Annotated in this window: 26 protein-coding genes and 1 riboswitch; of the genes, 9 read left to right on the plus strand and 17 right to left on the minus strand. The window is 71.6% G+C overall.

Annotated features, from left to right (window positions below):
* Positions 1 to 36: 36 nt before the first annotated feature.
* Positions 37 to 1368, minus strand: a complete 1332-nt coding sequence (locus ABT084_RS31645) for an aminotransferase class I/II-fold pyridoxal phosphate-dependent enzyme (RefSeq protein ID WP_351051285.1) — start codon at positions 1366 to 1368, stop codon at positions 37 to 39.
* Between the two features lie 37 nt (positions 1369 to 1405).
* On the opposite strand from ABT084_RS31645, the gene ABT084_RS31650 reads away from it, so the two are divergent.
* Positions 1406 to 2095 (plus strand): pyridoxamine 5'-phosphate oxidase family protein, encoded by a 690-nt coding sequence (locus ABT084_RS31650; RefSeq protein ID WP_351051287.1) that lies wholly within the window; start codon positions 1406 to 1408, stop codon positions 2093 to 2095.
* Here ABT084_RS31650 and ABT084_RS31655 read toward each other — a convergent pair.
* The gene (locus ABT084_RS31655; protein ID WP_351051289.1) at positions 2077 to 3054 is read right to left on the minus strand and encodes a DMT family transporter; all 978 of its coding nucleotides are present in this window, start codon (positions 3052 to 3054) and stop codon (positions 2077 to 2079) included. The genes ABT084_RS31650 and ABT084_RS31655 overlap by 19 nt on opposite strands.
* A 165-nt stretch (positions 3055 to 3219) precedes the next feature.
* A complete protein-coding gene (locus ABT084_RS31660) occupies positions 3220 to 4260 on the minus strand; it encodes an EamA family transporter (protein WP_351051291.1) in 1041 nt (346 codons plus the stop codon).
* Between the two features lie 139 nt (positions 4261 to 4399).
* Between ABT084_RS31660 and ABT084_RS31665 the strand changes: the two genes are divergently transcribed.
* The gene (locus tag ABT084_RS31665) at positions 4400 to 4828 is read left to right on the plus strand and encodes a type II toxin-antitoxin system Rv0910 family toxin (protein ID WP_351051294.1); all 429 of its coding nucleotides are present in this window, start codon (positions 4400 to 4402) and stop codon (positions 4826 to 4828) included.
* Positions 4829 to 4929: 101 nt separating this feature from the next.
* Here ABT084_RS31665 and ABT084_RS31670 read toward each other — a convergent pair whose 3' ends face one another.
* A complete protein-coding gene (locus tag ABT084_RS31670; protein WP_351051297.1) occupies positions 4930 to 5544 on the minus strand; it encodes a PadR family transcriptional regulator in 615 nt (204 codons plus the stop codon).
* Positions 5545 to 5775: 231 nt separating this feature from the next.
* Between ABT084_RS31670 and ABT084_RS31675 the strand changes: the two genes are divergently transcribed.
* From ABT084_RS31675 to ABT084_RS31690, 4 genes are all read left to right on the plus strand, one after another.
* On the plus strand, positions 5776 to 6594 hold the full coding sequence (locus ABT084_RS31675) for a hypothetical protein (protein ID WP_351051300.1): 819 nt from the start codon (positions 5776 to 5778) through the stop codon (positions 6592 to 6594).
* Positions 6564 to 6749 carry a hypothetical protein gene (locus ABT084_RS31680; protein WP_351051302.1) on the plus strand — a complete coding sequence of 62 codons (186 nt, stop codon included), beginning with the start codon at positions 6564 to 6566 and terminating at the stop codon, positions 6747 to 6749. Before ABT084_RS31675 ends, ABT084_RS31680 begins: the two co-directional genes overlap by 31 nt.
* Before the next feature lie 4 nt (positions 6750 to 6753).
* Complete coding sequence (locus ABT084_RS31685; RefSeq protein ID WP_351051305.1) at positions 6754 to 7188, plus strand: VOC family protein; 435 nt, start codon at positions 6754 to 6756, stop codon at positions 7186 to 7188.
* A 294-nt stretch (positions 7189 to 7482) separates the two neighbouring features.
* Entirely contained in the window at positions 7483 to 8310 is an 828-nt protein-coding gene (locus ABT084_RS31690) for a PhzF family phenazine biosynthesis protein (RefSeq protein ID WP_351051306.1), read from the plus strand.
* A gap of 12 nt (positions 8311 to 8322) precedes the next feature.
* Here ABT084_RS31690 and ABT084_RS31695 read toward each other — a convergent pair whose 3' ends face one another.
* Both ABT084_RS31695 and ABT084_RS31700 read right to left on the minus strand, forming a co-directional pair.
* Positions 8323 to 9168 (minus strand): CPBP family intramembrane glutamic endopeptidase, encoded by an 846-nt coding sequence (locus ABT084_RS31695; protein ID WP_502969239.1) that lies wholly within the window; start codon positions 9166 to 9168, stop codon positions 8323 to 8325.
* Between the two features lie 115 nt (positions 9169 to 9283).
* Positions 9284 to 10819: a glutamate-cysteine ligase family protein gene (locus ABT084_RS31700; protein WP_351051311.1), complete on the minus strand. Its 1536-nt coding sequence runs from the start codon at positions 10817 to 10819 to the stop codon at positions 9284 to 9286.
* A gap of 494 nt (positions 10820 to 11313) precedes the next feature.
* Here ABT084_RS31700 and ABT084_RS31705 point away from each other — a divergent pair, with 494 nt between their 5' ends.
* On the plus strand, positions 11314 to 11949 hold the full coding sequence (locus ABT084_RS31705) for a hypothetical protein (protein ID WP_351051313.1): 636 nt from the start codon (positions 11314 to 11316) through the stop codon (positions 11947 to 11949).
* A 293-nt stretch (positions 11950 to 12242) separates the two neighbouring features.
* Complete coding sequence (locus ABT084_RS31710) at positions 12243 to 12449, plus strand: DUF5999 family protein (protein WP_351051316.1); 207 nt, start codon at positions 12243 to 12245, stop codon at positions 12447 to 12449.
* Between the two features lie 115 nt (positions 12450 to 12564).
* On the opposite strand, the gene gcvP is transcribed toward ABT084_RS31710, so the two are convergent.
* On the minus strand, positions 12565 to 15450 hold the full coding sequence (gene gcvP, locus ABT084_RS31715) for an aminomethyl-transferring glycine dehydrogenase (RefSeq protein WP_351051318.1): 2886 nt from the start codon (positions 15448 to 15450) through the stop codon (positions 12565 to 12567).
* A 196-nt stretch (positions 15451 to 15646) separates the two neighbouring features.
* Positions 15647 to 15745: riboswitch (glycine riboswitch) on the minus strand.
* 114 nt (positions 15746 to 15859) lie between these two features.
* Here gcvP and ABT084_RS31720 point away from each other — a divergent pair.
* On the plus strand, positions 15860 to 16252 hold the full coding sequence (locus ABT084_RS31720) for a PRC-barrel domain-containing protein (protein WP_351051321.1): 393 nt from the start codon (positions 15860 to 15862) through the stop codon (positions 16250 to 16252).
* On the opposite strand, the gene ABT084_RS31725 is transcribed toward ABT084_RS31720, so the two are convergent.
* The 10 genes from ABT084_RS31725 to clsA all read right to left on the minus strand — a co-directional run bounded on the left by ABT084_RS31725 (position 16253) and on the right by clsA (position 26365).
* Complete coding sequence (locus ABT084_RS31725; protein ID WP_351051324.1) at positions 16253 to 17716, minus strand: DNA polymerase IV; 1464 nt, start codon at positions 17714 to 17716, stop codon at positions 16253 to 16255.
* Positions 17717 to 17850: 134 nt separating this feature from the next.
* Positions 17851 to 18489 (minus strand): MerR family transcriptional regulator, encoded by a 639-nt coding sequence (locus tag ABT084_RS31730; protein ID WP_351051327.1) that lies wholly within the window; start codon positions 18487 to 18489, stop codon positions 17851 to 17853.
* Positions 18490 to 18669: 180 nt separating this feature from the next.
* Complete coding sequence (locus tag ABT084_RS31735) at positions 18670 to 19143, minus strand: bifunctional nuclease family protein (protein WP_283461037.1); 474 nt, start codon at positions 19141 to 19143, stop codon at positions 18670 to 18672.
* Between the two features lie 52 nt (positions 19144 to 19195).
* Entirely contained in the window at positions 19196 to 19963 is a 768-nt protein-coding gene (gene ftsR / locus ABT084_RS31740) for a transcriptional regulator FtsR (protein WP_351051330.1), read from the minus strand.
* Between the two features lie 43 nt (positions 19964 to 20006).
* Positions 20007 to 20948: an FHA domain-containing protein gene (locus ABT084_RS31745; RefSeq protein ID WP_351051340.1), complete on the minus strand. Its 942-nt coding sequence runs from the start codon at positions 20946 to 20948 to the stop codon at positions 20007 to 20009.
* Between the two features lie 82 nt (positions 20949 to 21030).
* Complete coding sequence (locus tag ABT084_RS31750) at positions 21031 to 21828, minus strand: DUF881 domain-containing protein (RefSeq protein ID WP_502969240.1); 798 nt, start codon at positions 21826 to 21828, stop codon at positions 21031 to 21033.
* A 5-nt stretch (positions 21829 to 21833) separates the two neighbouring features.
* Complete coding sequence (locus tag ABT084_RS31755; RefSeq protein WP_125651314.1) at positions 21834 to 22166, minus strand: small basic family protein; 333 nt, start codon at positions 22164 to 22166, stop codon at positions 21834 to 21836.
* Complete coding sequence (locus ABT084_RS31760; protein ID WP_351051342.1) at positions 22163 to 23068, minus strand: DUF881 domain-containing protein; 906 nt, start codon at positions 23066 to 23068, stop codon at positions 22163 to 22165. The genes ABT084_RS31755 and ABT084_RS31760 overlap by 4 nt, the downstream gene beginning before the upstream one ends.
* 87 nt (positions 23069 to 23155) lie before the next feature.
* Entirely contained in the window at positions 23156 to 25651 is a 2496-nt protein-coding gene (locus ABT084_RS31765) for a sugar phosphate nucleotidyltransferase (RefSeq protein WP_351051336.1), read from the minus strand.
* Positions 25652 to 25753: 102 nt separating this feature from the next.
* A complete protein-coding gene (gene clsA / locus ABT084_RS31770) occupies positions 25754 to 26365 on the minus strand; it encodes a cardiolipin synthase ClsA (RefSeq protein WP_351051337.1) in 612 nt (203 codons plus the stop codon).
* Between the last annotated feature and the right edge of the window lie 168 nt (positions 26366 to 26533).

Raw genomic sequence — 26533 nt, forward strand, 5'->3', positions numbered from 1 at the left:
ACCGGCCGGAGGCAGCGCCCCCGGCCGGTCCGGCGTTCAGTCGTAGCGGGCCCCGCGCGCCGGGCGGACCGCCTCGGCCACCGCGTCCGCCAGCGCCGGGATCTCGGCCGATGTCACGGGTGACACGGTGATCCGCAGGCCCGGCCCGCTGTCCACGCGGAAGCGCGCTCCCGGGGCCACCGCCCAGCCCGCCGCGAGGAGCCGGGTCACCGCCCCGGTCTCGTCCGTCACCGGCACCCACACGTTCATCCCGCTCCGGCCGTGCGCGGCCACGCCCCGCTCGCGGAGCGCCGCCACCAGAGCGTCCCGCCGCTCCCCGTACGCCCGGGCAGTCGCCCCGGTGTCCACGGCCCCCGAGGTCCACAGTTCGATGACGGCGTACTGGAGCAGCCGGCTCACCCAGCCGGGCCCCAGCCGCTGCCGGCCCAGCACCCGGTCCACCGTCACCGCGTCCCCCGTCAGCACCGCGAGCCGCAGGTCCGGCCCGTACGCCTTGGCGGTGGAGCGCACCAGCGCCCAGTGCCGGGTGACCCCGCCCAGACACTTCAGCGGCAGGTCCACGATGCCGTGTCCGTGGTCGTCGTCGATGACGAGCACCTGCGGGTACCGGGCCAGCAGCGCCCGCAGCTCCGCCGCGCGCCCCGCGCTCACCGCCGCGCCCGTCGGATTCTGCGCCCGCGCGGTCACCACCAGCGCCCGCGCGCCCTCCCCGAGGGCCCGCTCCACGGCCGCCGGCACCGGCCCGTCGTCGTCGACCGCGACCGGTACGACCCGCAGCCCGAGCGCGGGCGCGAGGTCCAGCACGCTGCCCCAGCCCGGGTCCTCGACCGCCACCGCGTCCCCGGGGCGCAGGTGCGCGGACAGCACGCGTTCGATCGCGTCCAGCGCGCCCGAGGTCAGGCCGACCGGCCCGGGGGGCACGCCGTCGGCGTCGAGTCCGGCCCGGGCGAGCCGGGCCAGTTCGGGCACGACGGGGTCGTCCCCGTACCGCGTGGGCGCCTGCGCGTACCGCAGGGCGGCCGCCGCCAGCGCGCCCGCCAGGTCGGGCAGGACGGCCGGATCGGGGTTGCCGCTGGCCACGTCGCGGCCCCCCGGCGGTACCTGCACGCGCAGCCCGTCGCGCGGGGTGCTGGCGGGGCGGGCCCGCACCCGGCTGCCGCGCCGCCCGTCGGTCTCGATGACCCCGCGTTCGCGCAGGGTGCGGTAGGCGGCGGCGACGGTGTTCGGGTTGACCCCGAGCGTCGCCGCCAGCTCCCGCATCGGTGGCAGCAGGGCGCCGGGCGCCAGCTCCCCCGACCCCACGCCCGCTTCGACACTGGCCGCGATCTCCGATGCGCGGCTTCCCTCGACCATGTATTCTCCTAGCACAAACGACAGTATGCACTAGTGCAATGGAGTTCGCATCATGACCGCCGCGCCCGCCGCCCCCCACAGCCCCGCGACCGACGCATACGAGCCCACCGACCTCACCGTTCCGTCCCGCTCGCGCGAGCGGGCGCGCTACGACCGCGAGACGGTCCACGCGATACTCGACGAGGGGTACCTCTGCCACCTCGGCTTCATCCGCGACGGCGCTCCGGTGGTCCTGCCGACCCTCTACGGCCGGGTCGGCGAGGCCCTCTACATCCACGGTTCCACCGGTTCGCGACCGCTGCTCGCCGCGGGCAAGGCCGACCCGGGCCTGCCGGTCTGCGTCACCGTGACCCACCTCGACGGGCTGGTGCTCGCGAAGTCGGCCTTCCACCACTCGATGAACTACCGCTCGGTCGTGGTGCACGGCACGGCGTACGAGGTCACCGACGAGGCCGAGCGGCGCACGGCCCTCGACGCCCTCGTCGACCAGGTGGTCCCGGGCCGCTCGGCCGACTCCCGGCCGGGCGACGCCAAGGAGCTGGCGGCCACCGCCGTCATCCGCCTCGACCTCGAGCAGGTCTCGGCGAAGCTGCGCACCGGCGGCCCCAACGACGAGGCCGGGGACCTGGACCTGCCGTTCTGGTCGGGCGTGGTCCCGGTCGCGCGGACCTACGGCACTCCCGTCCCGGCAGCGGACCTGGCCCCCGGCATCGACGTACCGGACTACATCACGGCGCTCTGAGCCGGTACGGGCCCGGCCTCGGGCCGCTCCGGTCCCTCGGGCCCGCCGCCGCTCACCTCCGCCGGACGGCGGCCCTCCGCGACGATCAGCGCGAGGACCGCCGTCAGCAGGAGCAGGGTGCCGAGCGCCACCGACGCCGTCAGCCGCTCCCCCAGCAGCAGCACGGCGATCACCGCTGCGCTGACCGGCTCGATGAGCATGATCACGGACACGGTGGCGGCCCGTACCGCGGCCGCGCCGGTGAAGTAGAGGACGTACGCGAGCGCGGTGGGCACGGTCGCGACGTACACCAGCAGCCACAGCACCCGGCCCGGCTGCGCGGTGTGCGGAACCAGCCCCTCCAGCGCCGCGAGCGGCAGCAGGCACACGGTCCCCACCGCCAGCGACCACGCGGTGGTGACCAGCGGGTCCCCGCCCGCCCCGCGCCGCCCGAGCAGCCGCGTGCGCAGGGTCATCGCCGCGTACCCGGCCGCCGACAGCAGCGCCCAGCCGACCCCGGCGGGCCGCACCTCGGCGCCCCCGCCCCCCAGGGTCAGGACGGCCAGCCCGGCCAGCGCGCCGCAGACGGCCGCCGCCCCGCCCCGGCCGAGCCGCTCGCCCATCCAGTGCCGCGCCCCGAGGGCGATGAGCACCGGCCCGGCGCCCAGGGTGACCACCGTCCCGACGGCGAGCCCGGTCTCGCGCACGGCCCCGAAGTAGGCGGCCTGGAACAGGGTGAAGAGCAGCCCGGTCCCGATCAGCGAGACCACCGAGGGCCGCCGCGCGGGCGGCGCCGGGCGGCGCGGGCCGCGTGGACGGCGTACGGCCAGGGCCGCGAGCAGCAGGACCAGCGCGCCCGCGCAGCGCCAGAAGGACAGGGCGAGCGGACCGAGGTCGCTCGCCAGGAACAGGAGTGAGGCCGCCGCCCCGGCGGTGCCCCAGGCGGCTCCGGCGACGACGAGATACAGGTGCTTCGACACGTGTGTGCTCCGCGTGACGTGAAGGATGAGGGAAAGAGGTCATCGCTTCGCGGGCAGCACGGACCCGCCCGGTGACTCCGGGCCGGATTCAGTCGCGCAATGAGGCGAGGCCGCCCGCGTCAGGCGGCGGGAGGGGGAAGCACGGTCGTCTGCATGGCCCCGACCCTAGGCCGTCGTGGCCGTCCGGTCCAGCGCGTCCGGATCGGGGGTGCTCCGCTCCTGGTCCAGGGCCTCCTGGTCCAGCGCGCCCCGGTCCAGGGCGCCCGGACCCAGGGCCGCCGGATCCGGCTCGCCGCCCGGCGGCGCGGGCCGCGAGGTCTGCGCGATGAAGGCGCCACCCAGCACCAGCGCGGCGCCCGCGATCTGCGGGGCCGAGAGGTGTTCCCCGAGGAGCACCCAGGCCAGCACGGTGGCGACGACCGCCTCCAGACAGGCCACCACGCCCGCCACCTGGGGCGAGAGCATGCGTACCGACACCACGCCGGTCAGATAGGCGGCGACGGTCGCGATCAGCACCACCCAGCCGACGAGCACCAGGGCGGGTACGGGCGTACCGCCGACGGAGGCGGCCCGCGCCAGCACCCCCCAGTCCAGCTCCCAGGGGCGCGCGATCACGCTCATCACCAGGGCGCCGATGATCAGGCCGTACGCGATCACCCCGAACGGGTCGGGAGCGTCGTCCCCGTCCGCACCCCGGTCGGCCAGGACGAAGTAGAACGCCTGGCAGCAGGCGGCGGCCAGGCCGAGCAGCACCCCGAGCGGGTCCAGCCGCAGCCCGGCCCAGATCTCGACCACGCAGGCCAGCCCGGCCACGGCGACGGTGGCCCCGACCGCGGCCGCCCGGGTCACCGGCTTGCGCTGGACGAAGCGGATGTAGCCGAGGAGCAGCGCGGGGCCGAGGTACTCGAGCAGCAGGGCCACGCCGACAGGGATGCGGGACAGGGCGGCGAAGTAGAAGGCCTGTACTCCGGCCACGGCGACCAAGCCGAATCCGGCCAGCAGCTCGGGTTTGCGGAACAGCAGTCCGCGGTGGCGCCAGGCCAGCGGGGACAGCACGAGCGCCGCCCCGACCACTCTCAGCCAGACCACGTGCAACGGGTCCAGACCCGCCTCGATCAGCGGCTTCGCCGCCACCCCGGAACCACCGAACGCGCACGCCGAGACGAGGGCGAGGCCCAGTCCGGCATTTCTCCCTGACGCTTGCATCGGCACATCATGACAGCCGTCGTCAGGAGCGTCACGGGCATGACGCCTGTTGAGATTTCCTGACAGGTCGTCAGTCTTGAATGTTCCGGCCGCCGGGGCTACCTTCCGCCGGACACAGCCGACGAGAAGGGGCGGTCCCATGGCCGAAGTCACCGCGGAATCACGCATCGAGGCCTCCGCCTCCGCACTCTGGTCGCAGCTCACGGACTGGAACGCGTACGGCGAGTGGAGCATGACCCACACCGGCTTCCCCCAGGGCGGCCCGGACACCCTGGCCGTCGGATCCACCTTCGCCGAGAACATGAAGATGATGGGTTTCCCGGCCGAGGTCGTGTGGACCATCGAGGAGCTGGAGACCGAGCGGGTCTTCGCCATCCGCGGCAAGGGCCCGATGGGCGTGATCGTGGGCACCCGCTACACCCTGATCCCCGACGGCGCGGCGACGACCGTACGCATCGACGGCGATTTCCAGGGAGCGGCCGTCTCCCTCATGGCGGGCAAGCTGAAGGACTCGGCGACCGCCGCGCTGAACGAGTCCCTGCGCAAGCTGGCCGGCCTGGTCGTCTGAGGCCGGCCCCGGCCGCGCCCCTCCGGAATCCGGGTACACCGGAGCGCCCCGCGCGTCATGACGACGCGCGGGGCGCTCGGCCGTACCACCCGCTCGACGGGTCAGTGCTCGTCGGCGAGGATCAGGTAGAGCTTCTTGCGGGCCTCGTTGATGACCGCGACGGCCTTCTCCCGCTGCTCGGACGAGCCGGTCTTCCAGACCTGGCCGAAGGCCTCCATCAGGCCGAATCCGGCCGTCCGGATCTCGTTCATCGCCTCGCGGTCGAACCCGCGCCCGGCCTCGTCCCAGGGGGCGGAAGAGCCCGCCTCGGCCTCGGCGCGCCCGGCGTCGGTGAGCGTGAACAGCTTCTTGCCGCCCTCGCTCACGCTGGTGATGTGCCCCTCGTCCTCGAGCATCTGCAGGGTCGGGTAGACCGAGCCGGGGCTGGGCTTCCAGGCCCCGCCGCTGCGCTCGCCGATCTCCTGGATCATCTCGTAGCCGTGCATCGGCCGGTCCGCGAGCAGCGCCAGGATCGACGCCCTGACATCACCCCGCCGAGCCCGCCGGTGCGGCCCACCACGCCCGCCCCGCCCGCCGAAGGGTCCGCCGAAAGGCGGCCCGAACGGCCCGAACGCGGCGCGCCGGCCTTCGAAGTCACCCTGACGGTCCGGCCCACAGTGTCCGTGCCCACGACCGTGCTCGTGTCCGTGTCCGTGCTCGTGTCCATGTGAACGCATGACTGCGCTCCTTTCGCCATTGCTTCCGCTGGTCGTTCTTGTCGTTGTCCGACATCACAACCATCGCTGATCGCTCGCGACCTGTCAACGATATATCGGGAGTGTTCTTACGACTGTCGCCGACAGGGTGGGGCGCGGCGGCGCGGGGGATGCTCGGCCTACCCGGCGCACTCGACGTACCCGACGTAATCGGGAGGCGAGGCCCGCGGCGGATGGGGAACACTTCGCCGGGTGATCGTGATGCAGCCCGTCCTGGAGACGGACACCCCCGACGGCTTCGACCTGTGGCCCGTCGCCGCGACCGAGCGGTTCGGCTTCCTGCCGCTCAGTGGTGCGCTGTCACCCGCCGAGATCGGGGCGGCGCTCATGCGCATCGCCGCCTGCAATGACGGGGCCCCGGAAACCGAGGGCGACCTCCCGCCCCGGCCGGCCGGGCGGCTCGAGGGCTTCCTGCACGGGCTGCTGTACCGCGACGGCCTCCACGCGGCGGGCGGCCTGCGCGTCACGGACGACTCCACGGGCGCCACCTTCGCTCCCGGCCCCTGTGACGGGCTGGAGGACTGGCACGACTGGTACCGGCTCGCCGACAGCAGCGGCAGGATCGGGCACGGCCCCGATCCGCAGCCCTCGCGGGCCGAGCGCCTCGGGGACACCATCCGCCTCACCGTCGACACCGACCGGAACGACGGCCCGGTGATCGAGCTGCCCGTCACCGAACTCCGCCGCCTGCTCGCCGGAGCGGAGCGCGACCTGACCGGCTTCCTCGCGGCGGCATCGCGCTGGATCTCCGAGCACCTGCCCGCCCACGCCACGCCGCTGACCGCCGCCCTGACCCGCCTGCTCGGCCTTCCCCTGCCCCTTCCCGCCCCCGCCCCGAAGTCGCACAACGCGGCCTCCCCGGTTTCGGCGCGCTCGCGGACAAGGGCATCGTGCACCTCCGGCGCCACTGGGACGCCTACGACGACGAACCGGCGACCTACCTCTTGGAAATCGACTCCGACGCACGCAGGTTGCGCCAGGTGGAGCTCACCGATGACGGAAGCGCGCTGAAGAGCGGCCCCGATGACTGGGCGTTCAATCCGCCGGTCGTGGATCTCTTCGATCCCGAGTGGGCGGACAAGGAGATCCCCCCGGAGGCGTTCGAGGCGGCATGGCTCCGAGCGCGTCCCGTGGATATCGAGCGGGGGGGCGGCGACCTAGGGTGACCCGATGACAACGATCAAGAAATTTCAGGTCACCTTCGACTGCGCGGAACCTGAACGCCTCGCCCGCTTCTGGTGCGAGGTGCTGGGGTACGTCGTATCGCCCGTGCCGAAGGGGTTCGACACGTGGGACGACTACCACGCGTCGCTGCCGCCCGGGCATCAGGTCGACTGGTTCTCCTGCGTGGATCCCTCGGGTGAGGGCGCGCGGCTGCTCTTCCAGCGCGTCCCCGAGGGCAAGGTCGTCAAGAACCGGGTGCACCTCTGCGTACGGGCCGGCACCGGGCTCGTGGGGGACGGGCGCCTCGCCACGCTCCGGGCCGAATGCGCCCGGCTGGTCGCGCTCGGCGCGGTCCACGTGCGCACGATGCTCGCCGACGACACCAACGAGTCGTGCATCGTGATGCAGGACATCGAGGGGAACGAGTTCTGCCTCGACTGACGGGTCCGGCACGCGGAGGGCGGTGTTCCGGCCCCGGCGGCCGGGCAGACCGCCCGCATGAGCCGGGACACCAGCGACACCGTGCTGACCGTCACCTTCGTCGTTGGTCGCCCGCCGGCTCCTGTTCGCCGCCGTGCTCGGCGTGCGGGAGCGCCGTCGCGCCAAGGAGCGGGCCCGCGGACCGCCGGACCGCGACGCCCCGAGCCCCAGCAACCCCAGGAGGCTCCCCCAGGAGTCCAGTCACCCCGAATTGGCCTTTGTCCGGGCCGGCGAGCGGCCCATACGGTCGCAGGCATGCGCATCCGAATCGTCGACGCCTTCACCGACCGGCCCTTCCAGGGCAACCCCGCCGGAGTCCTGCTCCTGGACGGCGCCGCGGGCTTTCCGCCCGACGCCTGGCTCCAGCGCGTGGCCGCGGAGGTCAACCTCTCCGAGACCGCCTTCGCCCACCCGCTGCCGCCCGGCGGGGAGGCCGACTGGGCGCTGCGCTGGTTCACCCCGACCGCCGAGGTCGACATGTGCGGGCACGCCACCCTCGCCACCGCACACGTCCTGGCGAGCACGGGCCTGGCCGACGGCCCGGTCCGGTTCGCCGCGCGGTGCGGGATCCTCACCACCGAGGCCGCCGGTGACGGCACGGTGACCATGGACTTCCCGACTTCCTCGCTCACCCCGTACGAGCTCCCCGACGCCCTCGCTCTGGCGCTGGGCGGGGTGGAGATCCGCTCCGTCCACGACACCGCCGCGCACATCGGGGACCTCGTGGTCGAGCTGGCCGACGAACGCGCCGTGCGCGAGGTGCGCCCCGATTTCGCGGCGCTGGCCGCCTACGCCAAGCGCGGGCTGATCGTCACCGCGGCCGCAGAGGACCCCGCCCGGGGGTACGACTTCGTCTCCCGCGGCTTCTTCCCCGCCGTCGGCGTGGATGAGGACCCCGTCACCGGCAGCGCCCACACCGCGCTCGCGCCCTTCTGGGCCGCGCGCCTGGGCCGCTCCGAGCTGACCGGCCTCCAGGGCTCGGCGCGTACGGGCCTGGTCACCGTCCGGCTCGCGGGGGACCGTACGTTCCTGACCGGACGCGCCGTCACCGTCGTGGACGGGGAATTGCTCACCGCCCCCTGAGCCGGCCTGCCGTCAGGGCGTCGGCAGCCAGCCGACCTTGCCCGCGAGCAGGGCGTACCCGCCGAAGGCGACGATGTCGAGCAGCGCGTGCGCGGCCACCAGCGGCCCGACCCGGCCCCAGCGCCGGTAGAGCAGGACGAAGACGACGCCCATCACCACGTTGCCGAGGAAGCCGCCGACGCCCTGGTAGAGGTGGTACGAGCCGCGCAGCAGCGAGCTGGCCAGCAGCGCGGCCATCGGCGACCACCCCAGCCCGTCCAGCCTGCGCAGCAGGTAGGCCAGCACGATGACCTCCTCCACCACGGAGTTCTGCACCGCGGAGAGGATCAGTACGGGGAACTTCCACCACACGTCGGGCAGCGCCTCCGGCACCACCGTCAGGTTGAAGCCGGAGGCGCGCGCCGCCAGGTAGAAGGCGAGCCCCGCGCTCCCGATCCCGGCCGCGACGAGCACCCCGCGGCCCAGGTCCCGGCCGGGCCGGGTGCGGTCGAAGCCGAGCACCCGCAGGCCGGGCGCGCCCTCGCGGGTGAGCAGGTGGGCCACGAGGAGTACGGGCACCAGGGCGGTCGCGATCCCGAACAGCTGCCAGGACAGGTCGAGCCAGGGGCGGCCGGGCGCGTAGGAGCCGTTGAGCGTGGCGGCCTGGTCCTTCAGCCCGCCCGGTTTCGTGAGCGAGCCGATGAAGCTGATCAGCGCCGAGACCCCGCTCGCGCCCAACGACAGGGCGAGGACCAGCAGCGTCTCGGTCCGCAGGACCCGCCGCCCGTCCTCGTGCAAGGTCCCGACCACCGGTTCCGGCTCCGCCCGCACGCCTGACTCCCGTCCCGCCAACCCGCCATCCCGATCCGACGACCCCATAGTGCCCGCTCGGCGGCGGAACGGGATCACCGGCCGGGACCGGGCCGACGGAGAACGGGGTCACGAGCCGGGGAGCGGGCCGACGCGTAACGGGCTCACGAGCCGGGGCCGCCCCTCACCGCCCCGCGGTCAGCGCGGCGCTCACCTCCTCCTCCGGCAGCCCCGCGGGCCAGGTGTGCACCGGATCCCCCTTGTACATCAGCTCGGTGTAGCGCCGGGTCGTCGCCGCCAGCGCCGCCTCGCGGTCCAGCCCGGCGGCCAGCGCCCGGTGGTAGGTCTCGACCTGCCAGGTCGAGCCGTTGGCGCGCCTGCGGCAGCGCTCCTCGATGATCCCGAGGTAGTGGTCCCGGTCCGCGGGCTCGATCCCCCAGGCGTCCAGCCCGGCCGCCGCCATCGGCAGCAGCTCGTCGAGCACCAGCCGGACCGCCGGGACGCTCGCCAGCCCCCCGCCCCGGCCGCGGCGCGGCCAGCGCAGCCGCGCGTCGATCCCGTACCGGCAGGCCGCGTCGAAGTTGGCCTCCGCCTCCGCGAACGGCAGCCGGCTCCACACCGGGCGCTGTTCGTCGGCGAGGGTGCGCACCAGCCCGTAGTAGAAGGCGGCGTTGGCCACGACGTCGGTGACCGTGGGCCCGGCGGGCAGGACCCGGTTCTCCACCCGCAGGTGCGGCACCCCGTCGGCGACCCCGTACACGGGCCGGTTCCACCGGTAGACGGTGCCGTTGTGCAGGACGAGCTCCTGCAGGCTGGGCACCCCGCCCTCGGCGAGCACCCGCAGCGGTTCCTCCTCGTCGCAGATCGGCAGCAGCGCCGGGAAGTAGCGGACGTTCTCGGCGAACAGCTCGTACGCCGAATCGACCCAGCGCTCGCCGAACCAGGTCCGCGGGCGCACTCCCTGCGCCTGGAGCTCGGGCGGCCGGGTGTCGGTGGCCTGCTGGAAGAGCGGCGGCCGCGACTCGCGCCACAGCTCGCGGCCGAAGAGGAACGGGGAGTTGGCGCCGACGGCTATCTGTACGGCCGCCACCGCCTGCGCCGCGTTCCACACGTCCGCGAACCGGCCCGGGGTGACCTGGAGGTGCAGCTGCACCGAGGTACAGGCCGCTTCCGGGACGATGGACCCCGAGGTCCAGGTCAGCCGCTCGACCCCGTCGATGTCGAGGGCGAAGTCCTCCCCCCGCATCATCAGGATCTGCTCGTTCAGCAGGGAGTACCGGTCCACCGCCGAGAGGTTCGCGGAGACCAGGTCCTCCCGGGAGATCGTCGGCAGGATGCCGATCATCACCACCCCGGCATCGATCTCGGCGGCCTGCCGGTTCGCATAGGCGAGACTCGCGCTGAGTTCCTCCGCGAGCTGGTCGAATACCCGGCCGTCGAGCCGGTGCGGAAGTATGTTGACCTCCAGGTTGAACATTCCGAGTTCCGTTTGGAAATCGGGGCTCGCAATACGCTCCAGCACCTGGGCATTCACCATTCTCGGCAACCCGTCGGAACCCGCGAGATTCAACTCGATCTCCAGCCCCATCATGTTCTTGGGGCGATCGAACCTCTTCTCCGCCAGAAGTCGCTCCAGTCCCTCCAGGCACTCGTGAAGCTTCCTCCGATACCGTTGCCGATCGGACAGGTCGAATCCGCCTGCCACGACCTTCTCCCCCATCGAAGCGTCCCTCCACGAGTGGGCCTGGCCCGGTCCACCCAGGCCTGCGTACGGACGATGATGCCCCGGCCTGATGATCGATAACGCGGCGGGGTCACGACTGGCGGACAGCGCGCGCCGGTTTGGCCGACAGGCGCTATGGCACATTCATCTGGCATGGGGCAGCCTGCAATGTCCGCGTCGACTTTTCCGTGTACGCAATACCATCACTTTCCAGCCGAGCGCCCTTCGGGTAACCTCCGAGGTCAGCGCGGGATGCTTGCGCGCGCGCAGCTCCGAATCGTTCACATCGGGACCGGTAAGCGCCTTGTCGGCAATGGGCGGGACAGCTAGCCGAAACACCGCGTGAACACACGTCGTATAAACTCCGCAAACGAGGCAGAGAGTTGGCGCGCGGTCATTGCCCCTCAGCCCCCCTCTGGCCCCAGAATGCGACAGCGCCGTCCGCACCCGCCCCCGTTCTCCCAGGTCTCCCAAGTGAGAGGCGACCCACCATGCCGCTGCATGTCCCTCCGGCTCCCGCGCCCGCCCTGCGCAGCGTCCTCGCGGCACTCGGTTCCCCCACGGCCGTTCACGAGGCTCACACCCCGGCGCTCCGCGCCCTCCAAGGGCCTCTGACCGCCGAACTCCCCCTGCCCGTCCACGTCCTGGACCGGCTGCAGTTCCTGCCCCCGACCACGGGCCGGCCGCCCCGCACCCGGCTCACCGGCTGGCGGTTCCTGATCCGCAGCGGCGACCGCTTCGTGGCCGCGGCGGACACCCGGCTGACCGCGGACGGCTGGGTCTTCTCCCACTTCTTCGAGGGGCCCTACGTCGCCGCCACCGAACGCGCCCTGCGCCAGGCGGAATCCCTCGGCAAGAACTACCAGCCGCGGCTGCTGTCCGTACCGGAGCTGTACATGCTGACCCTGTGGCTCCACGAAGGCATCGGCGCCGACGCCTCCGCCGGGCTGCCCGCCGCCGCGGATCTGCTGGTGCCGCTGGCGCCCGCGCCGCCCGGCATCGCCGCCTACCGTCCGCACCCCGTGTCGGAACTGCTGCCGGTGCTGACCCGCCGGCTCACTCCGCAGAGCCCGCCGAACCCCCGGAGTCCGGGGGCGGCCCCGACGCTGGCGGCGCCGGCGGCCTGACCCGGCGGCGGCCGCGGCGGCCGCGTCGTCCGGTCCCCTGACCGGGTTTGCCCATTCGGCCTAGCCCACTGGGACCAGGAGTGAACCACCCGAAATGACAGGGGAGTTGGCTTGAACCGCCCGCACGGGTGATGCGTCATCAATCTATGAGGACAGCTGCCGGAAATCCCTGCGGACGTCAGCCCGTAGGGCAACACTGGACCCTGACCACACCGAGATTGATACGGGGGGCGGCCATGAACGACGCATCGAGCCGCAGCACACAGACCACACCGCAGCGAAAGAACGTATCCATGTGCCAGCACCAGCCAGCCTGCCCGTCAGCCGACTCCGCCGACCGGGAAGCCGCGCACCCCGTGGCCAACCACCCGGAACAGGGCTGGAGCCTGCTGTGCAACGGCGTCCTGCTCTTCGAGGACACCGGTGAGCTGCTGCCGGACGGCCAGATCATCGCTCCGCACCGCCCGCTCGCGGCGGCGCATGTGATGAAGGCCGCCTAGGACCTTCGGAGGCACGCCGCGACACGGAGAGGGGCCGGTCCGGGAGGCATACTCCCGGACCGGCCCCTCTCACGTATCAGCTGTCAACCGTCACATGTAGGTCAGCGGTGGTGCGTCAGTTGTCGTACTCGTCCAGCGGCGGGCAGGAGCAGACGAGGTTGCGGTCACCGAACGCGCCGTCGATGCGACGGACCGGCGGCCAGTACTTCTCGGCGGCCGTGAGCCCGCCCGGGAAGACGGCCTCGTCGCGGGTGTACGGGTGGTTCCACTCGCCGCCCAGCGCCGCCGCCGTGTGCGGGGCGTTGGCCAGCGGGTTGTCCTCCAGCGGCCACTCGCCCGCCGCGACCCGCTCGATCTCGGCGCGAATGGCGATCATCGCGTCGCAGAACCGGTCGATCTCGGTGAGGTCCTCGGACTCGGTCGGCTCGATCATGAGCGTGCCGGCCACCGGGAAGGACATCGTCGGCGCGTGGAAGCCGTAGTCGATCAGGCGCTTGGCGATGTCGTCCACGCTGACGCCCGTCGCCTTCGACAGCGGGCGCAGGTCGATGATGCACTCGTGAGCGACCAGGTTGCCCGGGCCGGTGTAGAGCACCGGATAGTGCGGCTCCAGGCGCTTGGCGATGTAGTTGGCACCGAGCACCGCCACCTGGGTGGCGCGCTTGAGGCCCTCGCCGCCCATCAGGCGCACGTACGACCACGAGATCGGCAGGATGCCGGCGCTGCCCCACGGGGCGGCCGAGATCGGGCCGACGCCCGTCGCGGGACCGGCGGTCGGCTGCAGCGGGTGGTTGGGCAGGTACGGGGCCAGGTGCGCCCGGACACCGACCGGGCCGACGCCCGGGCCGCCGCCGCCGTGCGGGATGCAGAAGGTCTTGTGCAGGTTCAGGTGCGAGACGTCGCCGCCGAAGTGACCCGGCTTGGCGAGGCCCACCAGGGCGTTGAGGTTGGCGCCGTCCACGTAGACCTGGCCGCCCGCGTCGTGCACCTGGGCGCAGATGTCGGCGACGTGCTCCTCGAACACACCGTGCGTCGACGGGTAGGTGATCATCAGCACGGCGAGCTCGTCGCGGTACTGCTCGATCTTGGCGCGCAGGTCGGCGGCGTCGACCTCGCCGTCGTCCGCCGTCTTGACGACGACGACCTTCATGCCGGCCATCACGGCGCTGGCGGCGTTGGTGCCGTGCGCGGAGGACGGGATGAGGCAGACGGTGCGCTGCTCGTCGCCGTTGGCCCGGTGGTACGCCCGTACGGCGAGCAGACCGGCCAGCTCACCCTGCGAGCCGGCGTTGGGCTGGATGGACACCTTGTCGTAGCCGGTGACCTCGCAGAGACGTTCCTCCAGCTCGGTGATGAGCGTGAGGTAGCCCGCGGCCTGTTCGATCGGAGCGAAGGGGTGCAACTGGCCGAATTCGGGCCAGGTGACCGGCTCCATTTCGGTGGTCGCGTTGAGCTTCATGGTGCAGGAGCCCAGCGGGATCATGCCGCGGTCCAGCGCGTAGTCCTTGTCCGAGAGCTTGCGCAGGTAGCGCAGCATCGCCGTCTCGGAGCGGTGCTGGTGGAAGACCGGGTGGCTCAGGTACGCGTCCGAGCGCAGCAGGGCCTCGGGCAGCGTGTCGGCGGTGACCTCGTCCAGCGCCTCGATGTCCGCGGTGACGCCGAAGGCGGCCCACACGGCGTCGATGTCGGCGCGCAGGGTGGTCTCGTCGCAGGAGACGGAGACGTGGTTCGCGTCGGCCTGGTGGAGGTTGACCCCGGCCTCGCGGGCGGCGGCCACGACCTGGGCGGCCTTGCCGGGCACCCGCGCGGTGACGGTGTCGAAGTACGAGCCGTGGACCAGCTCGACCCCGCCGGCCGTCAGGCCCGCGGCGAGCAGGGCGGCGTAGCGGTGGGTGCGGCGGGCGATCGTCCGCAGGCCGTCGGGGCCGTGGTAGACGGCGTACATGGCGGCCATGACGGCGAGCAGCACCTGGGCGGTACAGATGTTGCTGGTGGCCTTCTCGCGGCGGATGTGCTGCTCGCGGGTCTGCAGGGCCAGGCGGTAGGCCTTGTTGCCGTCGGCGTCGACGGAGACACCGACCAGGCGCCCGGGCAGCGAGCGGGCGTGCTTCTCCTGGACGGCCATGTAACCGGCGTGCGGACCGCCGAAGCCCATCGGGACGCCGAAGCGCTGGGTCGTGCCGATGGCGATGTCCGCGCCGAGCGCGCCCGGGGAGGTGAGCAGGGTCAGGGCGAGCAGGTCGGCGGCGACGGTGACGATCGCGCCGAGGCCGTGCGCCTGGTCGATGACCGGCTTCAGCTCGCGGACCGCGCCGGAGGCGCCCGGGTACTGGAGGAGCACGCCGAAGACGCCGCGCTCGGCGATCTCGGCCGGGATGCCCTCGGACAGGTCGGCGACGACGACCTCGACCCCGGTGGGCTCGGCGCGCGTCTGGATGACCGCGATGGTCTGCGGCAGCGTGTCCGCGTCGATGAGGAAGACCCCGCCCTTGACCTTGCCCACGCGGCGGGCGAGCTGCATGGCCTCGGCGGCCGCGGTGCCCTCGTCGAGCAGGGAGGCGCCGGAGGTCGGCAGTCCGGTCAGGTCGGCGACGACCGTCTGGAAGTTCAGCAGGGCTTCGAGGCGGCCCTGCGAGATCTCGGGCTGGTAGGGCGTGTACGCCGTGTACCAGGCCGGGTTCTCCATGACGTTGCGCAGGATCACCGGCGGCGTGAAGGTGCCGTAGTAACCGAGGCCGATCATGGGGGTCAGGACCTGGTTGCGGTCGGCGAGACCGCGCAGCTCCGCGAGCACCTCGGCCTCGGTGCGGGCCTCGGGGAGGTTCAGTGCTTCGGCGCTCTTGATGACGTCCGGCACCGCGGCGGCGGTCAGGTCGTCCAGGGAGCCGTAGCCCACCTGGGCCAGCATCTTCGCCTGCGCCTCGGCGTCCGGGCCGATGTGGCGCTGCTCGAAGGGGATGCCTCGCTCCAGCTGGGAGAGCGGAATGCGGTTGGCGGTCATGTACGGAGGCCTCCTGGTCGTACGACCTGCGAGGGGTACCACGGCGCGGGCACCCGGACGGCCTCCCCCTCTGTCATGTCAACCTGAGAGCTTCACCGGGCCTCCTGGGGGTCGCCCGTGGAGATCCGGCTTTCACCGTCGGTGAGGAGGGGTACCGGAACTGCGATCCGTTACCCGCCCTGCTTTCCAGAGTGGCCTCGTCCGTGCGGTACGTCTGCCTGAGAGATTCCGGGGAGGAGTTGCTCCTTCGGCGCCTCCGACGAACTCGATCGGAGGACTCTCCCGCACAGGGTCAGCAGCCGTTCCCCAGCCTACCAGCGAGGATCTGGGCCCTCCCTCGAGTGGCCCCCTCCCCGGAAATGCACTTTTGTAGTCATTACGCAGGAGTTGCGACCAAAAGGAGGCGACCGTGCAGACCGACATCGATCCGCGCAGCCTGATCGGCCGCAAGGCGTTCGACCGCAATGGCACGAAGATCGGCACCGTGGACGAGGTCTACCTCGACGATGCCACGGGCGTCCCGGAATGGGCCGCCGTACGAACCGGACTCTTCAGCCGGGACGCCTTCGTCCCGCTGGAGCCGAGCGAGGTGGTGGGTGACGCCCTGCGGGTGCCCTTCGAACGCGCCCTGATCAAGGACGCCCCCGATTTCGGGGTCGGCCGCCACCTCTCGCCGGAGCAGGAGCTCCAGCTCTACCACCACTACGGCCTGGACGTGACCTTGCCGAGTGACTTCCACCACGGCGACCCCGGCCGCGACCGCGATCGCGACTTCGGCCGCCTGGCGGGCGACGAAAACTAGCTATTCCGTCTCTTCTTCGGCAGGTTCCCCGACCAGCGGCAGCGGATCGGACGCCTCCAGTTCGGCGTCGTCCATCCGGAAGGTGCGCACCCGGCCCGGGGCCGATCCCGGCTGCTCGAAGCGCACGGTCACCCGGCCCACCCCGCTGCCCTGCACCCAGCCGGGCCCGTACGTGCCGTGGCGCACGTCGGTCCCGGCCGGCCACCGCCGCTCCGGCGGCGGACCGGCCTCACCCCCGGCCGCCGCCTCCCCCACCGGTACGGGCGCCCCCGCGCCCCCGACGCCCCCCGCGGCCGCGTCGGCCGTCGGCGGCCCCGCGGCCGCTTCTCCCCCGGCGCCCTCGTCCTGCCCCTTCGCCTCCGCGGCGTCGCGCTCCTCCGCCTCCGCCTGGGCCTCCGCCTGGGCGAACAGGTCCTCCTGCGTGTAGTCGGCCAGCCCCGACACCCCCACGCCCAGCAGCCGCACCCCGCCCGTGGTGTCGACCCCCTCCAGCAGCCGCGCCGCCGCCTCCCGGACCACCGCCGGGTCGTCCGTGGGCCCGCGCAGGGTCTCGGAGCGGGTGAGCGTGGAGAAGTCGTACCGGCGCACCTTGAGCACGATCGTCCGCCCGGAGTGCCCGGACGCGCGCAGCCGCCCCACGCACCGCTCCGCGAGCCGCTGCACCTCGCCCCGGATCCGGACCCGGTCGTGCAGGTCCACGTCGAAGGTGTCCTCGACCGACACGGACTTCGCGTCGCGCTCGGCGACCACCGGCCGGTCGTCCAGGCCCAGGGCCATCCGGTACAGGGCCACCCCGTGCGCGCGCCCGGTCATCCGGACCAGCTCGTCCTCACCGGCTTCGGCCAGCTCCCCCACGGTGGTGATCCCGGCCCGGCGCAGATGCTCCCCCGTGGCCGGCCCCACCCCCGGCAGGGTCCGCACCGACATGGGCGCCAGCAGCTCCCGCTCGGTCCCCGGCTCGATCAGCAGCAGCCCGTCCGGCTTGGCCCCCTCCGAGGCCACTTTGGCCAGCATCTTGGATCCGGCCAGCCCCACGGAGGCGCTGAGCCCCGTCGCCGCCCGGATGTCCGCCCGCAGCCGCTCCGCCGTCGCCCGGGCCCCCGTCGCGTCGAAGGCCGCCCCGCCGGCCTCCAGGTCCACGAAGGCCTCGTCCAGGCTGAGCGGCTCCACCAGGGGGGACAGTTCGCGCAGCCGCGCCATGACGAGATCGCTGACCGCCCGGTACAGCGTGAAGCGCGGGATCAGATAGGCGCCGTTCGGGCAGAGCCGCCGCGCCTGGGCGGTGGGCATCGCCGAATGCACCCCGAGCCGCCGTGCCTCGTACGAGGCGGTCGCGACCACGCCGCGCGGGCCGAGGCCGCCGACGATCACCGCTTTCCCGCGCAGGCTCGGCTTCGCCGCCTGCTCCACGGAGGCGTAGAAGGCGTCCATGTCCAGATGCAGGATGGTCGGCGCGGCTCTCACGCCACCGATGCTGCCCTACGCCACTGACAACGCCCCCGGAGCGCCCCCGGCGCGCCCCGGGCGGCGGCCGGGGCCGGATGCGCCGACGGGCCCCCGCAGGGGCCCGTCCACAGCATCCGGACGGCCCAGGACCGTCAGCCGGCCCGGTTGCGGCGCGCGGCCAGCTCGTCGGCCGGATTGTGCCCGACCAGCGTCTCGCCGGTCTCCGCCCGCTCGCCGTGCAGCTGCGCCAGCGCCTTCTCCACGTCCCGCCACACCACGCCGACGGCGATCCCGAAGACGCCCTGCCCGCCCTGGAGCAGGCTCACGACCTCGTCCGGGGACGTGCACTCGTACACGGTGGCGCCGTCGCTCATGAGCGTCATCCGCTCGAGGTCGCGAAAGCCCCGGTCGCGCAGGTGCTGGACGGTGGTGCGGATGTTCTGCAGCGCCACCCCGGTGTCCAGGAAACGCTTGACGATCTTCAGGACGACCACGTCCCGGAAGCTGTACAGCCGCTGGGTGCCGGAGCCGCCCGCCGCGCGCACGCTGGGCTCGACGAGCCCGGTCCGCGCCCAGTAGTCGAGCTGCCGGTAGGTGATGCCCGCGGCGGCGCACGCCGTGGGTCCGCGGTAGCCGATCTCCCCGGTCGCCGGCTCGCCGACCTCCGGGCCGGGCGGCACGGATTCCGGCTGACGGCGCGCGGGGCCCACCGCACCGCCGTGCAGCGGGTACGGTCCGCCCTCACTCCGTGCGGGGATGCCCCCGGTCGTACCGTCGCCCGTGATCCTCACGCCGACCCTCCGTCCTTGACCTGCCCCCTCGAAGGTAGGCAGTCACCCGGGGTGCGTCAACGATCGCCACACTCGGCACGCCGAGTGATAATCACCCTGAGAGTGGTTTCCCGTATCCCTTTGCGGGGAAAGGCTACTCGAATGGGCTGACAATCCCTTGAGGACGACTCGGCCGACACCTCACTGATTGCTGCTGCCGAAGTCCTCCGGCGAGATCTGGTCGAGGAACTCGCGGAACTTCTCCACCTCGTCCTCCTGCTCGTCCGGAATCGCGATTCCGGCATCGTCCAGCACCCCGTCGCTCCCGTAGATCGGCGTCCCGGTGCGCAGGGCCAGCGCTATGGCGTCGGAGGGCCTCGCGCTCACCTCGACCCCGCTGGCGAAGACGAGCTCCGCGTAGAAGACACCCTCCCGCAGATCCGTGATCCGGACCTCGGTGAGTTCCTCACCGATCGCCTCCAGCACGTCCTTGAACAGGTCGTGCGTCAGCGGCCGGGCAGGGGCCATTCCCTGCTGGGCGAAGGCAATGGCAGTAGCCTCCCCAGGACCGATCCAGATGGGGAGGTACCGATCGCCTCCCACTTCACGCAGGAGCACGATCGGTTGGTTGGAGGGCATTTCAACCCGGACACCCACAACGTCGAGCTCGTTCACACAGCAACCCTAGGACCTGACCGGCCGGTTTGGGTAGTCGGGGCCCGCCGCGTCAGTGCAGACGCACCCCGAGAGCGGTCTGTACGAGCGCCTCGTGGAGCTGGACGGAGAGGCCCGCGAGCTCTTTCAGCGTGGCCTCGGCATGCGCTCTGGTCTGGGGATTGCGGTGTCGCCGCAGGGGGGCGACCACCTGCTCCACCAGCCCGGCCTCCCGGTCCGCCGCGGCTTTCATGGCCCGCAGGTGCCGCGGCTCCAGCCCGAAGCGGCCCAGTTCCGCCACCAGCCTGGCCACGGTGACCGCCTCGGCGTCGAATCCGCCGTCCGCGGACTCCGCGAGGAGCCCGTACGACTCCCACTCGACCAGCTGTACCTCGTCCACCTCGGCGGCGGCCAGCAGCTCGGCCCGGCCGATCCTGGCCACGGTGGGGCGGGTACGGCCGATCTCGCCCAGGACGGCGGCGACGGCCGCCTCCCTCGCGGCATCCCCGTCCGTGTGCGGGGTGGGCGCGGGGATGCGGATCTGCTCGCCGCGTGCGAGCGCGTCGAGCTGGTCCTTGATGACCTTCAGCGGCAGGTAGTGGTCGCGCTGCAAGCGCAGGACGCGGGCCAGCCGCTCGACGTCGTCGGGGCTGAACTTGCGGTATCCGGAAGGTGTGCGCCGGGGCTCGACCAGCCCCTCCGCCTCGAGGAACCGGATCTTGGAAATCGTGACTTCGGGAAACTCGTCGCGCAGCATGGTGAGCACCGTGCCGATGCTCACCAGCCGCCCGCCCGAGCCGGCGGTGCCGTGACCGGCACCGCCCGTCGAGGTACGCAGCATGGACCTTCCCTGTGGTCCTCCCGGGCTCGGCCCGGGAGGACGGTCAGATACCCCGCAGGCTCGCGTAGAAGACCAGCCGGTACTTGCCGATCTGGACCTCGTCGCCGTTGTGCAGGGCGACCGAGTCGATCGGCTCACGGTTCACGTACGTGCCGTTGAGACTGCCCACGTCGGAGACGGTGAAGCCACCGTCCTCGCCCCTGCGGAAGTCGACATGACGCCGGGAGACGGTGACGTCGTCCAGGAAGATGTCGCTCTGCGGGTGGCGGCCCGCCGTGGTCAGTTCGCCGTCCAGCAGGAAGCGGCTGCCGGAGTTCGGGCCGCGCCGCACGATGAGCAGGGCGGAGCCCGGAGGCAGCGCTTCCACCGCGGCCTGGGCCTCGGGGGACAGCGAGGACGACACGTGCTGTCCGGACACCTCGGCCTCGTAGGCCTCGAGGCCCGAGATCGAGATGGTGGACGTGGTCTCCGAAGCACGCTCCGGCGTCAGACCCGGCCGCAGCGGCGCCCCGCAGTTGGAGCAGAACCGGCTGGCCGCATCGCTGCGGTGTCCGCACCTGCTGCAAACCTGCTCGGCCGACATGGACGGCTCCTCGCGCCGCGGGTGCCCCGCGGAGGCATTGGTGGCATACGGATCGGGGGCAAACCCTCCACCCGTACTTGAGGTTGATGGTTCACCGAAACCTATGCGTCCGGAACCGGCAGGGTCAACAGCCGACGCGCCGTACGCGCCCGAATTGTCCCCCGCTCCGGCGACCTCGTCGCGGAAGAGCGGCCGGTCGCCCTGCGCCTCCACGTCTCCATGCCCAGCGCGGTGCTTGGGCGCACCGCTCTCCTCGCGGTTCTTCTTGCCGAACAACTTCTCAAACAACTTCACGGGCGATTCCCCTTGACCGAAACAGACCCGCCCGTGGGGCAGGACGAACTCCGAATACTCACACCTGCCGACCCGGACATTCTCACAACGTCCGTCACCACCAGACAGTTTCCACCACGCACCGCTTCTTCGGTGCGCCGACCCCCCGCAGCCATCCGCCCACGTGAGCCGCTCCACATCTCGTCCGGTCTCATGACGATGACGACCGAGCGTAGTCAGGCTGCTTCGCAGGCCGCAAGGCGTCCACAACGATCTTCGCCGATCGGGCGACGGTAGCGGTGGCCTGCTCCTTCTCCAGCGTCTGGATGACGCCGCCGGGGATGTTGAGGGCGGGCTCCAGGTCCTGCGGCTTGCCGATGACCCGGAATTCATAGGGTTGTGTGATCTTCTTACCGTCGATCGCCACGCCGCCGCCCTCGTCCGAGAAGTACGAGCTCGCCACGATGCGCACGCCGTTGATCTGGATGGCCTCAGCCCCGGCCGCGCGCAGCTCCTGGAGGGTGTCCAGCAGCTTGTCCGACTGCACCTGGCCCTTGGCGTCGGTGACCTTGAGCGTGATGCCCGGCCCCTGCGCTGCCACGGTACCCGCCAGAATCCCCAGTTGACGTTCCTTCTCGATCGTCTGCTTGCGTGCCTCGTCGGCCTGGTTGGAGCTGGACTCCAGCTCCTTGCGCTGGTCCTCCAGCTTCTGCTTCTCGTCTTCGAGGCGCTTGGTGCGCCCGTCCAGCTCGTCGAGGATGCGCACCAGGTCCTCCTGGCGCGCCCCGCGCAGGGCGCTGGAGTCGCTGTTGTGGCGCACCTGGATGGCGAGCCCCAGCCCGAGGACGAACAGCAGCAGCGCGACGATCAGTTGGGCCCGGCTCACCCGCGGCGGCCAGAGTCCCTCGGCGAGCCGCTGGCGCCCCGTCTGTTCGATAGACGCGGGTTCGACCCCTGCCGGTTCCGTCGGCGGGGTGGGCTCGGGCGGCGTGTTCTCGTCCGTACTCATCGGCGTCACGCCCGGAAGACGTGCCGGCGGATGGCCGCGGCATTGGAGAAGATCCGGATGCCGAGGACCACGACGACGCCGGTGGACAGCTGCGCGCCGACGCCCAGCTTGTCGCCGAGGAAGACGATGAGCGCCGCGACCACCACGTTGGACAGGAAGGACACGACGAAGACCTTGTCCACGAAGATGCCGTCCAGCATCGCGCGCAGACCGCCGAACACCGCGTCGAGCGCCGCCACGACGGCGATCGGCAGATACGGCTCGACGACGGCCGGCACCTCGGGCCGGACCAGAAGTCCGGCCACCACTCCGGCCACCAGGCCCAGTACCGCGATCACGATGCACCCTTCTTCGGATCTTCTGCTGTGGCTGTACGTACGGTCAGGCTCGAAGCGGCCGGCAGCCGTACCTCGTTCTCCGCGGACAGGGTGTACCGGATCCCGTAGCTCTGCTGGAGCACGTGCAGGTACTGCCCGTCCACGCTGTCCTGGAACTCCGTGGTCAGCCGCTTCTTGTCCCCCACCGCGAGGACCTCGTACGGCGGGACCAGCGGCTTGTTGTCGACCAGTATCGCGTCACCGGCGGCCCGGATCGCCGACAGCGCCGTCAGCCGCTGCCCGTTGATCGCCACGGCCTCGGCCCCGGCCTGCCACAGGCCGTTGACGATCCGCTGCATGTCCCGGTCGCGCAGCCGCCCGGTGTCCGAGAAGCCCTTGCTCTCCCGCGGCCCGCCGCCGTCGCCCGAGGAGGAGCCCTTGGCGTCGTCCACCGTCAGCTTGACTCCGGGACCGCGGACCTCGGTCGCACCGGACAGCAGTGCCAGCAGCTCGCCCTGATCACCGCCCTGCTGTTTGAGGGCGACGCGCTGACGGCCGGCGACGTCGTCGCGCAGCCGCTCGATGTCCTTCTCCAGGCCGTCGGCGTGGTCGTCGGCCCGCTGGACGCGGTCGATCAGCTCTTCCCGCTCCTTCGCCAGCACCGGAGCCGCTATCTGCGCCTGCGCGGCACCCAGCGTGACGACCATGCCGGCGAGCACGAGCCCGGCGGCCAGCGCCAGTTTGGCCTTGAGGTTGCGCGGCAGACCCGACGTGCCCTCCGCCTCGCGCCGGGCCGCGGCTTCCGCATAGCCCTCGTCGAGACCGTGGTCCATCACGTGCGTCAGCAGCGACATGGAGGCGTCCGGGCGCACCGGCGGTTTCGCCGAACTCCGGTTGTTGGGCGGCTGCGACATGCCGCACATCGTCGCATGTCGCACCGGCCCACACCGAATGCGGCGTCCGACGGGCCGGGAACCACGCTGGGTGGCCCCGGCCCGTCGGGCCCGCGATCAGTTTCCGGCGCCGTCCAGGACGCCGGCCCACTCCTCCAGCAGCGCCTGTGCGGACGCGTCGTCGGGGCCCTCGGCCCACAGGTGCGTCACGGCCTCGGCCGGGTCCGGCAGGACCAGCGCCCAGCGCCCGTCCGCCTCGACCACGCGCACCCCGTCGGTCGTGTCCACCTGCCGGTCTCCGGCGGCCTCGACCACCCGGCGCATGACCAAGCCCTTGACCGCCCACGGCGTGGGCACGTCCCGCTTGAGGACGTGTGCCCGCGGGATCCGGGCGTCGATCTGGCTCAGCGTGAGCTGGGTCCGCGCGACCAGCCCGATCAGCTGGACGAAGGCGGCCGAGCCGTCGAAGACGCTGCTGAACTCCGGGACGATGTAACCGCCCCGGCCGTCCCCGCCGAAGATCGTGGTCTCCGCGCGGCCCACCCGGGTCAGGTCGTCGGGCGAGGTCGTCGTCCACTCCACCTGGGTTCCGTGGTACGCCGCCACCTGCTCGGCGATCCGGGTCGTGGTCACCGGCAGCGCCACCCGGCCGCTGCGCCGCTCCGCGGCGACCAGGTCGAGCAGCACCAGCAGGGCCCGGTCGTCCTCGATGATCCGGCCCCGCTCGTCCACGAGCGAGATCCGCTCGCCGACCGGGTCGAACCGCACGCCGAAGGCCGCCCGCGACGAGGCCACGATCTCCCCGAGGCGGACCAGCGCGGCCCGCCGGGACTCGGTGGTCTCGGTCGGCCGCGATTCGTCGAGTCCGGGATTGACGGTGAGCGCGTCGACCCCGAGCCGGCCCAGCAGGCTGGGCAGCACGAGCCCGGCACTGCCGTTGGCCGCGTCCACGACCACCTTGAGCCCGGAGTCCGCGACGCCGGAGGTGTCCACGTGTCTCAGCAGGGAACCGGTGTAGGAGTCGAAGACACTCGACGGGAACTGCAGGTCGCCGATCTCGCCCGGGAACGCGCGCCGGTATTCCTGGCGCGCGTACACTCGGTCGAGCTTGCGCTGCTGCCCCTGCGAGAGGTCCGCGCCGCGCTCGTCGAGGAAGATGATGTCCACGGAGTCCGGCACGCCGGGCGAGGTCCGCAGCATGATCCCGCCGGCACTGCCGCGCGCGGTCTGCTGCCGCGCGACCGGCAGCGGGACGTTCTCCAGGTCCCGTACGTCGATGGCGCTGGCCTGGAGCGCGGAGATCATCGCGCGTTTCAGCGCACGCGCGCCTCGGGAGTGGTCTCGGGCGGTGGTGACCATCGCCCCCTTCTTGAGCGTGGTCGCGTAGGCACCGGCGAGCCGGACGCACAGCTCGGGGGTGATCTCCACGTTCAGGATGCCGGAGACGCCGCGTGCGCCGAAGAGGTGCGCCTGGCCCCGCGACTCCCAGATGACCGAGGTGTTGACGAACGCGCCTGCCTCGATCGTCTTGAACGGGTAGACGCGCACATTGCCCTGGACGATCGATTCCTCACCGATCAGGCACTCGTCACCGATGACGGCGCCGTCCTCGATCCGGGCGGCCCGCATGATGTCGGTGTTCTTGCCGATGACGCAGCCGCGGAGATTGCTGTGCGGCCCGATGTACACGTTGTCGTGGATCACGGCCCGGTGCAGGAAGGCACCGGTCTTGACGACCACGTTCGAGCCGATGACCGTGTGCTCACGGATCTCGACCCCGGCCTCGACCTTGGCGTAGTCCCCGATGTACAGCGGCCCGCGCAGGATGGCGTCGGGGTGCACCTCGGCGCCCTCGGCGATCCACACGCCCGGAGAGATCTCGAAGCCGTCCATGTCGACCTGGACCTTGCCCTCGAGGACGTCGGCCTGCGCCTTGACGTAGCTCTCGTGGGTGCCGACGTCCTCCCAGTAGCCCTCGGCGATGTAGCCGTAGATCGGCCGGCCTTCCTTCATCAGCTGAGGGAAGACATCGCCGGACCAGTCGACCGGAACGTCGGGGTCCACGTAATTGAAGACTTCCGGCTCCATCACGTAGATGCCGGTGTTGACGGTGTCCGAGAACACCTGTCCCCAGGTCGGCTTCTCGAGGAAGCGCTCGACCTTCCCTTCCTCGTCCACGATCGTGATGCCGAATTCCAGCGGGTTCGGCACCCGGGTCAGGCACACCGTGACGAGTGCGCCCTTCTCCTTGTGGAACTTGATGAGATCGGTGAGGTCGAAGTCGGTGAGCGCATCGCCGGAGATCACCACGAAGGCATCGTCTTTCAGAGCCTCCTCGGCGTTCTTCACACTGCCGGCGGTCCCGAGTGGCTTCTCCTCATTGGCATAGGTCAGCTCCATGCCCAGTTCTTCGCCGTCACCGAAATAGTTCTTGACGAGTGAAGCCAGGAACTGCACGGTGACCACGGTTTCGCTGAGACCATGCCGCTTGAGCAGCCTCAGCACGTGCTCCATGATCGGCCGGTTGGCCACCGGCAGGAGCGGCTTGGGCATGCTCGAGGTCATGGGGCGAAGGCGTGTGCCCTCGCCACCAGCCATCACGACGGCCTTCATGTCGGAAGAGTCCTCCTAGAGAGACGGCGTTCTGCGCCGACCTCGCCCGTCTCGGACGGTGGCTACGCTGCTCTTCCGCGTGACTACTCCGGCGAGCCGAACTCAGTCGGCCGTGGCGGCGTCCGCCTTGATGAGACGACGGACCTGCACCACGTACAGGACTCCTGCCCACCAATAGAGGGTTGTACCCCAAACTGCGAACGCCCATCCGAAAACTGAACCCAGCCAGGCGAGCCAGCCCGTGCCGTCACTGAGCAGCAGCAAGGGGAACGCGTACATCAGGTTGAAGGTGGCCGCCTTCCCCAGGAAGTTCACCTGCGGCGGCGGATAGCCGTGACGGCGCAGGATCCACACCATGACCAGCAGCATCAGCTCACGGGCCACGAGGGCGCCGGTCACCCACAGGGGCAGGATTTCCCGCCAGGTGAGGCCGACGAGCGTGGACAGGATGTACAGCCGGTCCGCGGCCGGATCGAGCAGCCGGCCGAGGCTGCTGATCTGGTTCCAGCGCCGCGCGAGCTTCCCGTCCAGGTAATCACTGATCCCGCTGAACATGAGCACCGCCAGTGCCCAGCCGTCGGCATTGGGGCCACCGAACACCGGCATCAGGATGAGCCAGAGGAACACGGGTACGCCGACGAGGCGAGCCATGCTCAGAATGTTCGGGATGGTGAGGATTCGGTCTGTCTGAACCCGGGTCTCCTGGACCTCCACCCGAGGGCCTCCACTTTGAAACGTACGAACGATGCTCCCTGACCCTACAGGAGACCAACCGGGCCATCCGGACCCGGAACGCAGAAAAGCCCCGCACCAAAAGGTGCGGGGCTTTCCCGGAAAAATTGTTCGGCGGCGTCCTACTCTCCCACAGGGTCCCCCCTGCAG

Origin of the sequence: Streptomyces sp. NPDC002138 (assembly GCF_040296485.1) — a bacterium.
Lineage (GTDB): Bacteria > Actinomycetota > Actinomycetes > Streptomycetales > Streptomycetaceae > Streptomyces.